Annotated in this window: 13 protein-coding genes; 3 read left to right on the forward strand and 10 right to left on the reverse strand. The window is 42.8% G+C overall.

From position 1 onward, the window contains the following. Positions 1 to 171: 171 nt before the first annotated feature. Complete coding sequence (gene mnmA, locus I588_RS15725) at positions 172 to 1,290, reverse strand: tRNA 2-thiouridine(34) synthase MnmA (RefSeq protein WP_034694446.1); 1,119 nt, start codon at positions 1,288 to 1,290, stop codon at positions 172 to 174. 218 nt (positions 1,291 to 1,508) lie between these two features. Between mnmA and I588_RS15730 the strand changes: the two genes are divergently transcribed. Both I588_RS15730 and I588_RS15735 read left to right on the forward strand, forming a co-directional pair. Further along, entirely contained in the window at positions 1,509 to 1,886 is a 378-nt protein-coding gene (locus tag I588_RS15730) for a GntR family transcriptional regulator (RefSeq protein WP_010759751.1), read from the forward strand. Next, a complete protein-coding gene (locus tag I588_RS15735; protein ID WP_010759752.1) occupies positions 1,883 to 3,283 on the forward strand; it encodes a PH domain-containing protein in 1,401 nt (466 codons plus the stop codon). Before I588_RS15730 ends, I588_RS15735 begins: the two co-directional genes overlap by 4 nt. Positions 3,284 to 3,338: 55 nt before the next feature. Here I588_RS15735 and I588_RS15740 read toward each other — a convergent pair whose 3' ends face one another. The 9 genes from I588_RS15740 to I588_RS15780 all read right to left on the reverse strand — a co-directional run bounded on the left by I588_RS15740 (position 3,339) and on the right by I588_RS15780 (position 11,799). Next, the gene (locus tag I588_RS15740; RefSeq protein WP_010759753.1) at positions 3,339 to 3,944 is read right to left on the reverse strand and encodes a metallophosphoesterase; all 606 of its coding nucleotides are present in this window, start codon (positions 3,942 to 3,944) and stop codon (positions 3,339 to 3,341) included. A gap of 10 nt (positions 3,945 to 3,954) precedes the next feature. Further along, a complete protein-coding gene (locus I588_RS15745) occupies positions 3,955 to 4,800 on the reverse strand; it encodes an aldo/keto reductase (protein WP_010759754.1) in 846 nt (281 codons plus the stop codon). A gap of 53 nt (positions 4,801 to 4,853) precedes the next feature. Beyond that, entirely contained in the window at positions 4,854 to 5,501 is a 648-nt protein-coding gene (locus I588_RS15750) for a hypothetical protein (protein ID WP_010759755.1), read from the reverse strand. Positions 5,502 to 5,626: 125 nt separating this feature from the next. Next, positions 5,627 to 5,974: a DUF1831 domain-containing protein gene (locus tag I588_RS15755; protein WP_010759756.1), complete on the reverse strand. Its 348-nt coding sequence runs from the start codon at positions 5,972 to 5,974 to the stop codon at positions 5,627 to 5,629. 61 nt (positions 5,975 to 6,035) lie between these two features. Beyond that, positions 6,036 to 7,181 carry a cysteine desulfurase family protein gene (locus I588_RS15760; RefSeq protein ID WP_010759757.1) on the reverse strand — a complete coding sequence of 382 codons (1,146 nt, stop codon included), beginning with the start codon at positions 7,179 to 7,181 and terminating at the stop codon, positions 6,036 to 6,038. A gap of 151 nt (positions 7,182 to 7,332) precedes the next feature. Continuing rightward, positions 7,333 to 8,385, reverse strand: a complete 1,053-nt coding sequence (locus I588_RS15765) for an ornithine cyclodeaminase family protein (protein ID WP_010759758.1) — start codon at positions 8,383 to 8,385, stop codon at positions 7,333 to 7,335. Positions 8,386 to 8,395: 10 nt separating this feature from the next. After that, positions 8,396 to 9,523, reverse strand: a complete 1,128-nt coding sequence (locus I588_RS15770) for an aminotransferase class I/II-fold pyridoxal phosphate-dependent enzyme (RefSeq protein ID WP_010759759.1) — start codon at positions 9,521 to 9,523, stop codon at positions 8,396 to 8,398. Positions 9,524 to 9,544: 21 nt separating this feature from the next. After that, positions 9,545 to 10,279 carry an amino acid ABC transporter ATP-binding protein gene (locus I588_RS15775; RefSeq protein WP_010759760.1) on the reverse strand — a complete coding sequence of 245 codons (735 nt, stop codon included), beginning with the start codon at positions 10,277 to 10,279 and terminating at the stop codon, positions 9,545 to 9,547. A gap of 11 nt (positions 10,280 to 10,290) precedes the next feature. Further along, positions 10,291 to 11,799, reverse strand: coding sequence for an ABC transporter substrate-binding protein/permease (locus I588_RS15780; RefSeq protein WP_010759761.1), 1,509 nt, complete (start codon positions 11,797 to 11,799; stop codon positions 10,291 to 10,293). Positions 11,800 to 12,006: 207 nt separating this feature from the next. Here I588_RS15780 and I588_RS15785 point away from each other — a divergent pair, with 207 nt between their 5' ends. Beyond that, positions 12,007 to 13,182 carry a PucR family transcriptional regulator gene (locus I588_RS15785; RefSeq protein WP_010759762.1) on the forward strand — a complete coding sequence of 392 codons (1,176 nt, stop codon included), beginning with the start codon at positions 12,007 to 12,009 and terminating at the stop codon, positions 13,180 to 13,182. The last annotated feature ends 44 nt before the right edge of the window (positions 13,183 to 13,226 follow it).

The following is a 13,226-nucleotide window of genomic DNA, read 5'->3' on the forward strand; positions in this document are numbered from 1 at the left end:
TTATTATAGCATATTTTAATTTAATTCTCATTAATTGTTGAAAAATTTTTCTCCTGCTATTCTATTACGAAAAAAAGCCAGGCAATCCATGGAAAGATTGTCTGGCAAAACATATTTTCGAAAGTAGGCATTTCCTGCTTGTTTGCTTAATTTCGATTGAAGGGTAGTGCTTTATACGTATTGCAATACTTTGGTTTCTTTATAGGCATGGTCAATTAGGCCACCACCTAAGCATTCCATCCCATCATAGAAAACGACTGCTTGACCTGGTGTAATTGCCCGAACAGGTTCATCAAAGACGACTCTGGCACGATTGCCCTCTTCTAAATAAACAGTAACTGGTACATCGGTTTGACGGTAACGGAACTTCGCTGTTGCCCGGAATTCCTTCGGCTTGTCTTCATTTGTAGTAAAGTGAATTTCACTGGCATCTAAACTAGTCGCATACAATGCTTCATGATGGAAGCCTTGGCCAACGTACAATGTGTTGGTGCTTAAGTCTTTGCCGATAACAAACCATGGTTCTTGGGTTTTACCGCCGCCGCCAATTCCAAGTCCTTGGCGTTGACCAATCGTGTAGTACATTAATCCATCATGTTGTCCTTTAATTTCACCTTCTAAGGTAACCATGTTGCCTTTTTTAGCTGGCAAGTAATTACTTAAAAATTGTTTGAAGTTCTTTTCTCCAATGAAGCAAACTCCTGTAGAGTCTTTCTTCTTCGCAGTAGCCAAGCCAGCACGTTCAGCAATTGCTCGTACTTCTGACTTTTCCATGCCGCCTAGCGGGAACATAGTTTTTGACAATTGTTCTTGTGAAAGCTGACTTAGGAAATACGTTTGATCCTTATTGTTATCAATCCCTCGCAGCATGTGCACAACGCCGTTTTCATCGGTTTTAACTTGAGCATAGTGGCCAGTTGCTACATAATCTGCTCCTAAATCCATTGCGTAGTCCAAAAAGGCTTTAAATTTAATTTCCTTATTGCACATCACATCTGGATTAGGTGTTCGTCCAGCCCGATATTCTGCTAAGAAATATTCGAAAACACGGTCCCAATATTCCTTTTCAAAATTGACTGAGTAATAAGGAATACCAATTTGGGCAGCCACTTTCGCTACATCCTTGTAATCCTCAGTTGCGGTACACACACCGTTTTCATCAGTGTCGTCCCAGTTTTTCATAAAAATTCCTACTACGTCATAGCCTTGCTCTTTTAATAAAAGAGCTGTAACTGACGAGTCCACGCCGCCGCTCATTCCCACGACGACTCTTGTGTTGCTGTTTGCCACAGTATCACCATCATTTCAATCTAGATTCCGAAAACTCTACGATTTGAAGGTCGCAACTTTTCAGTAACACGTATTATACGATAAATTATACTCTTTTGGGTGCAAAAACATTAAACCTTTAAATTTTCGTTAAACTAATTTGTTTTTCAGGGAATTTTGAGCATTTGCATTTTTGTATTACTCGTATTAATATAAATGATACAAAGGAGTTGAGGAGGATGATTCTTGAAATTGATCCCCATTCGGAGGAACCTATCTACCTTCAGTTGCGCCAACAAATTATTATTGGTATAGCTAAGGGTGAAGTAAAGCCGAATGAACAGCTGCCTACCGTACGTCAAATCGCGGACGAGCTGGGAATGAACGCCATGACAGTTTCAAAGGGCTATCAGCAGCTGAAGGAAGAAGGGTATCTAATTACAGACCGTCGCAAAGGAACCTTAGTCGCACCATTGCCTGTTGAGAAAAAAGGAGAAAAGGCTGCGGCCCTCACTCTGCTGCTGGCTGAGCTGAGCCTATCAGGTACGAGTGAAGCAGAAATTAAACAACTGATTGATGAGATTTTAACCAGCTTTCGGAAAGGAAGAGAACAATGAACCTATTCATGTGGGGCACTTTAGTTTTTTGCAATTTGATTATGGCCTTTACTTTATCTTTGGCCGCAAAACCGCATAATCATGTGATTATCGAGAACACGCTCCCACCTAGTCAGCTGGATAATCCACAGGTAAAAGCTTTAGCTAAGCGTTACAGAAAACGTCAATTTCAAACGGCTCTACTGTTAAGCATCATAGAGACCCCGCTATTATTGCCCATTCGGGATTCGTGGTTCATGCTGCTGTTTTTCGTAATGCTTTTTCTAACAATTGGTGCTGGTTATGGTTTGCAAATTCGCTACATTCGCAAAATGCGTCAATTAATTGAAGACAATCAGTGGCACCTAGATGTTGCTCCCGTACAAATCAATACGCAGCTAGTGCGGGATAAAAATGTTCAAATGGTATCTTGGAAGTGGTTCCTGCTGGCTGGCGCACTAAGTCTCGGACTTTTTTTCCTAACTCGGTCTTTTCCTGACAGCCTAGTCGTTCTTTTGGTTGTCCTTTTCTCTGAAGCAATCATGGTTGGCGGTTGGTACTTTGTTGGGCGTTTACCCGTACGTGCTTTAACCAATGATCAGGAAATTAACCGACAATATAATGATTTAACCAAACATCATTGGGCCCTTATAATGGTCGTTATTGGAATGATCCTGCCCTTGACTATCTATTTACCGTTATTGGCGGTGGAACGGTGGCAAAATCAGTTTGCTTTGCTGACATTTTTGGAGTTTGGCTTGCTGCTGTTTATCGTGTTTTTCAGTCTTGGCTTGCTGCTGTTTATCGTGTTTTTCAGTCTTGGCTGGTTACTGGCTTTACGGGGAAAACAGGACCGTTTGTTGGCTCAAGCAAAAGACTTTCGTTATCAGGGAGACGACTATTACTGGCGTTATGGCGTTTATTATAACCCTAATGATACTCGCTTCATGGTACCTGATCGTATTGGATTGAATCTATCTGTTAATCTGGCAACCCAATCCGGGAAAATTTTAATGGGCTTGGTTGGTGTGATACTAATGGCTTCCCTGATCATCACCATCGTCCCGATGTTCATTTTAGATTATGATCCTGATCCTTTTGTTTACACAGTAGATGCTCAAAAGGTTACTTTGGATGGCCCATTTTTTCGAGAACGGGCGATTGCCCTGCCCAATATTCAAAAGCTGGAATTAATCGAAAAATTACCTGGCAAAGGGGTTCGAACGAATGGACTTGCGACGGATCAGTATGCGATGGGAAAATTTCGGATAAACGGCAAGCCAGCCGATTTATTGATTATTAATGAGTCAAAACCGATCTTAGTGATTGAAACCTATGACCGAGATTATTATTTTACTAGTAAAAGACCGCAGAAAACGAAGCAGGCCTATCAGGAAATTCGGACCGCAATGGAATAAAAAAAGAAATGAGCACCTCGACTTTCATCAGTCAAAGGTGCCCATTTTTCTACTTTTATTTCAGTTTTTCCATTTCCTTCGCTTTAGCTTCGGCGATAATATCAATCATGTGCTCGGAAAGTGGTGTGCCAAAAGGCAGCTTGTTGGGCAAAAAATCCCGCTCAGGTGCATCGACACCAACATTAATGTCTTCAGCAATCGGAATACTATAATGATGAATGTGTCCATGAAGGTTACGAATGTTCAACGTAGTCCCTAAGAGCATAGGATAGTGGGTCAAATAATACTGATGATGGTTGAACTTAACAATTGTACCTACATCATGGAACTCAAACTTAGGGGTTCCATCTGGCAGCATCGGATCATTGGCTGCTAAAAAATTAAGGAAAGCGCGAGAATCATGATTACCTTTAATAAAGACAATCTTCCCGTTCAACTGCAAAATTTGCGCCAAAATTTCCTGATTGCCTTTTTCATATTTAGGGTGCATCGCTACATCCCCAACATGATAAACGGTGTCTTTTTCTTTTACTACGGCATTCCAGCTAGTAATCAGCTGCTGGTTCATCTCTTCCACCGTGTCAAATAAACGAGGCGCAAAATCATTGTCCCCTAACAGATTCTCATGAAAAAAATGGGTATCGCCAATAAAAAATTTCATTTTCACTCACCTACAATATGTCTAATGGTTGTTTCGTGGTTGGCTTAGGAAACTCTTGATCAAGCAGCTCACACTCCACGGCAGATAGTTGAATGTCTAATGCCTGAAGATTATCTAATACATGCTGCGCTTTTCCTGATTGCGGAATTGCCAAGGTCTTGCCGTCCCGAATCACCCAGGCCAATAAAACTTGAAAAATAGAGGCCTTGTGGTTGGCAGCAATTTCCTGCAAAACAGGATTGTCCTGTAAACGGGCACCTAATGTATCCCCTTGTGCAATCGGTGAATATGCGATCAGCGGTAATTGATGTTCCCGCATCCATGGCAGCAAGTCATATTCTATGCCCCGACTGGCTAAATTGTAAAGCACTTGATTCGTTAGGCAGCCTTTCCCTTTAGGTATACTATATAGCGCCCGCATATCACTAGTATCAAAGTTAGATACCCCCCATTGGCGAATCCAGCCAGCTTTTTTCAAACGTTCCAGTTCATTCACTGTTTCCTCCAAAGGCACACTACCAGGCCAATGCAGCAAATACAAATCCAAATAATCCGTCTGCAGACGTGACAAGCTTTGTTCTAGAGAATACTGCAGATTGTCCTTATCGGCATGCCAAGGATAAAATTTAGAGATTAAATACAGGCTAGTCCGATCATACGGTGCAATCGCCTCGCCTACTAGTCGTTCAGAGCGTCCGTCGCCATACATTTCTGCTGTATCAATCACTCGTGCTCCGGCATCCAGCCCTGCCCGCAGCGCTTTGATCTCTTGTTGCCGCTTACCAATTTCATCACCCATGTGCCAGGTTCCCAAACCAATTGCCGGCACTCGTTTTTGTCCCAATTCAATGTTCATTTTTTCTCCGCCTCACATTTAGTCTACGTTAAAAATGCAAAAAAGGCTACGAGCTAATTCAGCTGGTAACCTTGTCTTTCCAGAATAGCTTGGTAACGCATTTTTATAATTCCAATAATTACTTCAAGCTGAGTTAAGTCTTCAATTTTTTCAGGGTTAAAATCTGTGGTTCTGCGAAATGATTTCCCAGTATCGATTAAATGGAAAATGTGATCCCAGTGCTGGAATTCAGAAAGGTTATTTAAGTTGCCAATTGGAAAGGCTGCTCCGTCGCAAATTTCCCACAGACGGAAAATCAAGAAAGCCGTATCGACGACCTGTCTTTTACCTTGTTTATTTTGGCAGTTAATCAGTACCTTCTCCGGCTGATAGGTTAAATACCAATCCAATAACCTGAAAAAAGCTTCCCAGCGATAAGGCTCTTGAAACATCCTTTGGGTATCTGGCATTTCGCGAAAAATCAACGGGATTAAATAATCCTTCTTGTACTCCCAGCAAGGAAGCAAGTCCACGTAGTATTGTATGTATCGAGTAAAATAACTATTTCCCTCATAGTGTGCAATGATATAATCTTCTACTCCGAATGATCGATATTTCCTTGCCAGATAAGCACAATCGTCTACTGCGATTGTCAGACCTGTTAAATGTCGAAATTCAGAAATAATTTTATGATGCACCATTGTCTGTATTTTTCGCCCCAATGTTCCACCTTCTTTTCAATTAAAGATAACTGTCTTTAGTGTACCATATTCTTTTCCAATTGAACCTTTTGAGGAACAAATAAAAACAATTTCTGTCTAAAATTTGACAGAAATTGTTTTCTTGGTTAGTTTTCAACTTTTACAAAAAGTCCACGATCAATCATGCCATCCATTAAGAAGTAGAACTTCTCTTGTAGCAGTGCATGGTTGTCATCCTTAAAAATATTCACGGATTTCAATCCATTGGCAGTAGTAATCGACATTTTTAACTGCTGCAAGTCCTTTGCGACAGTAATCTTTAATTTGAAGCCTTCTTTACTTTGGGGTGTTGCATCTAACGGACGAATTAATTGGAAATTTCCCGAGGTTGTTTCGGTAAATCCGTTATCTCGTAATGTGTATTTTTTAGCAGTTGGTGCCAAGCTGTAAATTACCTTCGCACCTTCTACTGTGGCTGTTTTTGCAAAAGCCATGCGCTCACCTCTTCTTTTTTCTTTACCTATTATTATAGAGGGAACAGGCGCGTAATTCAATCTACTTTCTTAGTTGTTGAACCGCTGCGACAAGTTCTTGGGTAAAGCGCTGCACTTCGGCCTCTGTATTGCCGTAACCAAAGCTTACCCGTACAGATTCTTTTACTTCAGGAGCGTTCTTTCCGTACATGGCTTCTAACACATGCGAAGGATCTACGTTACCTGCAGTACATGCTGAACCTGTAGAAATGGCGATGCCTTTCAAGTCCAATTTCATCAGCAGCAGGTCGCTGGGAATTCCTTTCAAACGCAAATTCAGGATATGAGGCAGCTTGTGGTCCAGATCACCATTTACCTGGTAATCCACTTGAGCATCCTTCAGGCCCTGCAAAACAAGCTCAGTAAATTGCTGATAGGTCTTCCCGCGTTTTTCCCGTTCTTCTGTTGTCAATAGTTCGACTGCCTTAGCAAAGCCGCAGATCCCTGCCAGATTTTCGGTTCCGGCCCGGCGTTTTTCTTCCTGTTCACCACCATGAAGCAGCGAAGGCAGCCGAATAGCATCGTTTTTATATAAGAAACCTACACCTCGTGGTCCGTTAACCTTGTGGGCTGAGGTGCTCAACAAATCAATCCCTAGCTCATGAGGATGAATCGTTTGGTTGCCATATGCTTGAACCGCATCGGTGTGGAAATAAGCCGGATGGTCTTGCAACAACTCGCCGATTTCTTTAATCGGCATTAAATTACCAATCTCATTGTTGCCATACATAATAGAAACTAAAATGGTATCCTTCCGCAAAGCTGACTTCAGCTCATCAAGAGAAATGCGACCCTTTTGATCCACGGCTAAATAGGTCACTTCAAAGCCCTTATCCTCCAAATAGCGTAGCGTGTTCAATACTGCCGGGTGCTCGATTTGAGTGGTGATCAAATGTTTACCCTCGGATTGGCGCGAAAAAGCTGTTTCTAAAATTGCGGTGTTATCCCCTTCTGTTCCACCGCTGTTAAAAATGATCTCGTGAGGCTTTACGTCTAAGCTTTTGGCAATTACTTCTCTCGCTTCTTCCAGCTTTTGAGAAGCTGAACGACCTAGGTGATGAATACTGGAGGGATTGCCGTAATAGTTTTGCATAATATCAGCCATCGTCGCAATCACATCAGGGTGCATCGGGCTGGTGGCTGCATGATCTAAGTATATGGATTCCACAAGTCTACGAACCTTTCTATAGTTAAAGTAGGGTTATTCTAGCATAGGCAAACGTCTTTAGACAAGGAAAGAATCATCTGGATGTCGAAAAAACTCAGGAAAATCAACCAGTCACCATGAAGTCTTTCGGTCCATTTTCCTGAGCTGTGTATTATAAATCGACTACTTGACCAATCTCATTTTTCTTAGCAGCATCTAACACTTGCTTAGTTACCGCCAGATCCTGTAAAGCAATTCCAGTCGTGTCATAAATGGTGATATCTTCGTTAGAAATTCGACCTGCTACTCGGCCAAGAATGACTTCGCCAATTTCTCCTTGGATCGCTGTCTCATTAATAAAGCCTTGCTTAATCGGCTGTTCCGTTTCCCCAACAGCGATTGCCTGATTGCGGTCATCTACAAAAAGACGCGCTTGCTGAAAAATTGCGCCATCGATTTCCTGCTTACCGCTCATGTCAGCACCTACACAGCTGAAATGTGTTCCTGGTTTCACCCAGTCGGCTTGAATCAGCGGTTGTTTTGAAGGGGTAGCTGTCACTACAATATCAGCCTCGCCGGTAGCACTTGCTATATCTTCCACTGCTCGAATCTGCAGCTGGGCAATCTTTTCCCGTACTTCGATTTGGTCTTCTTTGATTTTCGGCTGGTCCAACAAATGAAGCAACTGTTCCTTGCAGTTTGCTGCAAAGGCCGCTGCCTGTTCTTGCGCCAAGGGATTATAAATCAGCAGCTGCTTCAGGTTAGGAATCACCAGTAGATGACTCAACAGCTGGAACAACGCTTGATGTCCCGTTCCTACCATTAACAAGGTTTCAGAATCAGCGCGTGCCAGATATTTGCTGCCAATCGCTGCTGCCGCACCAGTCCGCATGCCGGTAATATATTCCGCATCTACAATGCCCAACGGTGCTCCGGTTTGATCGTCAAACAGCATGGTGGTGCCAAACAAAGCCGGCAGTTGTTGTTGAGGATTGCTTCCATACCAGGAAACCAGCTTTAATCCATAAATTCCCAGCTCCTTCATGTAACCTGACTTAATGTCCATATCAGCTTTTCCTGGATCAAATTCATAGAAAATCATGGGCCACAGGGTGCTTGTTTCGTTCGCTTTGCCGCGATAAACATCTTCCACCGTTTGGATGGTTTCTTTTAATGATAAAACTTCTTTGACCATTGCTTGATTCAATACGCGTATTTGTGTCATTGTTTTCTCCTTAATCGATCGTTTTCAAGAAACTGGAAACCCGTTCCAGTCCCGCCAAAAATTTTTCCTCCGGTTCGCGGGCACATCCCATGCGGAAACAGTTTTCCAATTCAAATACCGAACCTGGCATCAGCAGGACACTCTCGGTTTCAATCGCTTTGCGGCAAAAATCTTCCGAGGACAGACTGCTTTGGTAATACGGCAGACAAACAGTACCTCCCTGAGGCAGCACACAGTCTAGCTTCGATTCATTTTGTACCCATTCATTAAATAGAGCTACCCGATGACGAACAATGCCTAAGTTTCTCTCACAAACTACGTCTTTGTGTTTTAAGGCCAATCCAGCGATGTATTCATCAATACCGCCGCAACTGATCATCGTGTAATCTCGCTGTATTTCAACCGCCTTGATTAGCCAAGCATCCTGCGTAGCAATCCAGCCTAAACGCAAACCGGCCATGGCAAAGGCCTTTGACATACTGCCTAGACTGACTCCCTTTTCGTAGCTGTCAGCGACCGATAACCCGAAGCCGGCTTCATGAGCCAGCCCGCGATACGCTTCATCACAAATTAAATAAGCGTCATTTTTGCGAGCGATCTCAGTCATGGCCCGAACGATTTCATCGCTGACTACCTGTCCAGTTGGATTATTGGGATTGTTGAAACAGATTGCTTTCGTTTTTGGTGTAACCAGTGTTTCTAGTTTGTCCAAATCAATCACAAAATTGTCGGCTTTCTCCATAAACAAATAATCAACTTTAGCCCCGATTGATTCAGGGACTGAATAAATTTGTTGATAAGCTGGCAAAATCGCAACCACATGATCCCCTGGCTCAATTAAAGTCATCACAGTTAAATGAGAAGCGCCTACACCACCATGAGTAGAGATCACCTGATCTGGACCCAGCGAATCGTACAGGCTCGCTACTCCAGCTAAGTAATCAGGATTGCCTTCAATCGCACCATAGCTTAGTCGTAAAGAAAAAATCGCTTCTTTTACTTCCTCTGGATTTTCACCGGTTACCGCCAGCAGTTCATCCAATGAAAAAGGAATGATTGAGGTACTGGTTAAGTTGTAATCGACATTGAATTCATAATTTGAAAGCCATCGTTCGACACCGAAAGGCTTAATATACATAGTTGGTTCCTCCTAATTTGTCTAGTGCAGTACTTTGCTTAAAAAGTCGATAGTTCGAGCATGCTGAGGATGGTCGAATAGATCAGCTGGGGCCGCCTCCTCGACAATTTTTCCCTCATCCATAAACAGTACCCGATCGCCAACTTCCTTGGCAAAGCCCATTTCGTGGGTAACGATAATCATGGTCATGCCTTCCTGAGCCAACGCCTTCATAACCGTTAACACTTCTCCCACCATCTCAGGATCAAGGGCTGAGGTAGGCTCGTCAAACAGCATTACATCCGGCTCCATCGCCAAAGCTCGGGCAATCGCAATCCGCTGCTGCTGCCCACCTGACAAGGAGCTGGGATAGGCTTCTGCTTTATCAGAAAGACCTACCTGCTTCAGTAAACCTTCTGCTTTATCTTTGGCTTGTTGCTCATTTTTACGTCCTAGCTTAACTGGTGCCAAGCATAGATTTTCCATCACCGTTTTGTGGGGAAAGAGATTGAAGGATTGGAATACCATTCCCATCTTCTCCCGAACATGGAAAATTTCCGTCTTCGGAGCGGTTAAATCGGTGCCCTCAAAAATAATTTGTCCGCTGGTAGGCACCTCTAACAGGTTCAAGCAGCGTAAAAACGTACTTTTTCCCGAACCGGATGGACCAATAACGACGACAACTTCTCCTCTTTTTACGTTAGTTGTAATGCCGTTAAGCACCTGATTATCGCCAAAGGCCTTAACCAGTTCTTTTACTTGAATTAATTCAGACATGTTTTCTCCCCCTAGCCTTTAGATGAATGGGCCAGTTTTTTCTCAAACCGAGCCACTAGCAGCGATACCACACAGGTCATGCAGAAATAGATGATCGCCGCAATGAAAAGCGACTCCATCGTTCGATAGGTAGCTGCCTTCACCGTATCCGCCACAAACATTAATTCAGAAACGGCAATCACTGACAATAAAGAGGTTTCCTTAATCATCGAAATAAACTCATTGCCCAACGCCGGTAAAATATTGCGAATAGCCTGAGGCAGAATAATTTCCCGCATGGTCATTCGTTTATTTAGTCCCAACGAATAACCGGCTTCGCTTTGGCCTTTGTCCACGGCATTAATTCCTGAACGGATAATTTCCGCTACATAGGCACTAGAGTTAATCGACAATGCGATACAACCGGGAATCAGGCGAGCCAAATTCACACCCCAGACATGAATAGAAGGAATATTGACAATCATGGAAAGACCGAAGTAGAAAATAAACACCTGCAGCAAGGCCGGTGTGCCCCGAAGCACTTGAATATAAAAAGTTGCCAATGCTTTTAACAGCTTATTAGAAGAAATTCGCAGTAGAGCAATTAGAATACCTAGTAATGTCCCGAAAAGCACACAGATGATTGCTACACCAATCGTTGTCACCGCCCCTTTAAGGAACAGCGGACCGTATGTCTTCAGCATACTGCGGCTATCTTGGCTGTCGCCTGCTTTTGCCAGCTCGATATTTTTATCTAAGAGCTCCTCCATCATCCCTTTTTCTTCCATTTCAGCGATGATTTCGTTCACTCGTGCAATCAGTGCGTTGCTCTCTTTGGGAAAAGCAATGACCTGAGCTGTCTTTTCCTCAGGCACCTCAATCTCTACATCTGCAATGGTTAAATTGGGGTATACATCTAAGTAGTTCTGGGCTGTCAGCCAGCCAACTACGCCAGCATCTACTGTTCCCGCATTGATTTCGGCGATGACCTCCGGCAGCTTGCCTAACGCAACAGGCTCAGCATTTCCTAAATAGTCGTTGAGAATCGTTTCCTGAGTAGAACCTTTTTGAGCCGCCACCTCTTTGCCGGTTAGCGAATCTACTGAAGTAAAAACCTCCGCCTTGTCCTTCGTCGTCAAAATGACAAAGGGTAAGGTATGATAAGGATTAGAGAACCCAACGATTTCTCTTCTTTCAGGTGTTGGATTAAAGCCCGCTAAGGCCATATCAAACTCATTGGTTTGAATACTTGGAATCAATCCATCAAACTTCATATTGGTAATTTCCAGCTCAACGCCTAATTCCTTAGCAATCTCTTTCGCCACATCAATGTCAAAGCCGACAATTTCTTCCTTGCCATTGTTCATGCGAATAAATTCCTTTGGTGGATTATCGGCAGAGGTCCCAACAATTAGTGTTCCCCGATCCAACACCTTTTGCAGCGAGTCATCTTCTTCTGCGTATCCCGTAATTGTCCCCGCCAACAATATGAATAGTCCCAGTAACAAAATAGGTAATTTACTTAACCATCTTTTCTTCATCGTTTCCCTCCAAGCAGTGAATATTCATTCACCATTATCCTCACATTTTTTGGTTATTCCTATTATACTCGTTAGTGCTGTTCACTTTTTTGTAAATAATACAAATATGTTTCTATATTTTGGTGATTAGCACAAAAACAGCTATTTTAGTGCTATAATCATTCCTATTAGAATGCATATTTATTAGATGGCAGTGGGAGGACAGACATGAGTATTGCGCTTCGCGAGGTATTATCCTTTGATTACTTTCATTTCTTGACCTTGGCAGCAGGAAAAAGCGGCTTAGAAAATGAAATCACGACTGTAGGCATTTTGGAATACGAATATGATGAGGGCTTGCATCCTAAAAGAAAGTTTGATGTAAATAGCTTGGTTATCACCAGTTTGTACTTTGCTAAAAACAATCCTGATTTGCTGGTGGACACGATTCGTCTGCTATATCGAGATGGGGTCAGCGGCTTAATTGTTAAGAAAATTTTCTTTCAAGAATTACCAGCTGAGGTCCTAGCTTACGCGGATGAAATCAATTTCCCAATCTTCACCTATGAGCAATCTGCCACACCTCATTTTGAGGATATTTTGTTTCAGCTAAAGCAGGTCATTTCCTTTGATGGGCAACAGAAGATTTTGGAAGGCTTGGTTGAGGAGCTGCTGGCTGGCGATCCGATTCCTGAAGCACGGATTCAGACCTTGTTGTTTCAGCAAGAATCCTTGAAAAAATATACCTTATTTTATCTACTGCCGGATCGTTTGAATGCACCGATTGTTCATTGGCTGTCTTTGATCAATAATTATCAGCACAGCAGCTTTTTCATTCGAGGTATCAGCTATCAGCAAGGCTTCTTTGTCCTTTTAGGCTTGAAGAAACACCTGCTTAAAGAAGATCATTTCCCGCTAATTGCTGATCTTTTTCAACAAATCGGACTTTCAGCAAGCGACTTTATCGTCGGCAAAAGCTTAGACTATCGCCAAACAGCAGATTTGAAGAATGCTTTTTCTGAAGCCTTGGTGAGTGCTCAATTCAGCAGGAAATCACAAAGCAGAGTTAACAGCTATGAGGAGCTGGGCGTTTATCAGCTGTTGATCCCTTTTTATCAGGAAGATACCTTCCGCCATTATAGTCAGCAGCTTTTAACTAAGATCATTAGTAACGATCCCTCCAAACAGCAGAAGCTGTTGGAAACCGCCCGGGCTTTTGTTCATTGCGAAGGCAATTTATCTATGATGGCTGACACATTAGACATTCACGAAAATTCCGTGCGTTATCGACTGCATAAGCTAAAAGAGCTGTTAAGTAATGGGACACAGAGCTTATCAGATTTTGCCCTCTATGAACAGCTTTCACTGGCAGTGAAAACGGCTGACCTGCTAGCGGAAGAATGACTCGAAAAAAGGTGCGTCCAATCCGGTAAACAGATTGAACGCAC

It is taken from the genome of Enterococcus pallens ATCC BAA-351 (assembly GCF_000407485.1).
Taxonomy (GTDB): domain Bacteria; phylum Bacillota; class Bacilli; order Lactobacillales; family Enterococcaceae; genus Enterococcus_A; species Enterococcus_A pallens.